At 72.3% G+C, this 1,121-nt stretch carries 1 pseudogene; it reads left to right on the forward strand.

Features of this window, described 5'->3' with window-relative positions:
* A pseudogene (locus tag HMPREF3159_RS10250) lies at nt 1-1,121 on the forward strand (glycosyl transferase family 1); the annotation flags it as partial.

Consider the following 1,121-nt stretch of genomic DNA (forward strand, 5'->3'; position numbering starts at 1 on the left):
CGAGCGGCGGCTCCGCGGGGGCCCTCGGCGGCCTCGGAAAGGCCGTCGGGCTCCCCGCCCAGGCGATGGGCTCCGTCGGCCGGGTCGCGAGGACCTACGCCTCCACCGCCGTCTCGATGCTCGTCAAGGCGGTCGCGGTCACCGACCCCGCGCCGACCCACCGCGAGATCCCGCGCCACCCCTGGTTCCCCGTCACCGGCGGCGTCGACTCCTTCGGTGCCCCGATCAACTCCGGCGGCGGCGTCCAGGTGACCAACGCCGGCACCGAGAAGCGGCCCACGGTCCGCATCCAGGGCGAGTACGACTGGCTCGAGCTGCGCGACGGCGCCTCCCGCCGACGGATCACCCCGCCCTGGTCCTACGGCGAGATGTTCGAGCGGTTCTGCGCCGCCGAGCGCGAGCACGGGCTGTTCGACATCACCACGGCCGACGGCGTGCACCTGTGGGAGCTCGGCCGCTCGGCGCTCGTGATCCAGCTGGCCGAGGCCGCCGGCCTGTGGGGGCCCCTCGCCGCCGCGCAGGGCACTGTCCAGGACGTCTACACCGGCAGCAAGCGGCTCACCACCGCGCCGTCCGCGGATACCGTGGTCTTCGACTACGTGCGACGCGGCCAGAGCGGCTACCGCACCGCCCCCTTCGTCGACGACAGGACGCTGTTCGTCGTCCAGCCCGGCGCCGACGGCTATCCGGACGTGGACGAGACGAACATGGTCTACCCCTTCGCGGAGTTCACGCAGTGGAAGAAGGACTGGCGACAGCGCTGGTCCCACCTCCGCGTGCCCGAGATCGATGCGCGCCCCTTCGAGGCCGCGCTCACCCAGGCGCTCGGGATCCGCATCGACCTCGGCGACCACCTGCGCAACCGCCTCGCGAAGTTCCTCGCGGAGCGGGAGTTCTTCACTCCCGTGTTCGAGCGCGTGCAGCCGGAGGAGGTGCTGATCGCCTCCAGCCACTGGTGGGCAGGCATCGCCGCCGCCGCCGCTCGCTCGGGGGCGCGGGTCTCCGACATCCAGTACGCGCTGACCAGCCACTACGCCCCCTCGTTCTGGTTCGGGCAGAAGCCGCACTACGGCGCCACCCGCTTCTACGCCTGGTCGGACTTCTGGGCCGAGCGCACCAAC

The sequence above is a fragment of the Brachybacterium sp. HMSC06H03 genome (assembly GCF_001807385.1).
GTDB lineage: Bacteria > Actinomycetota > Actinomycetes > Actinomycetales > Dermabacteraceae > Brachybacterium > Brachybacterium conglomeratum.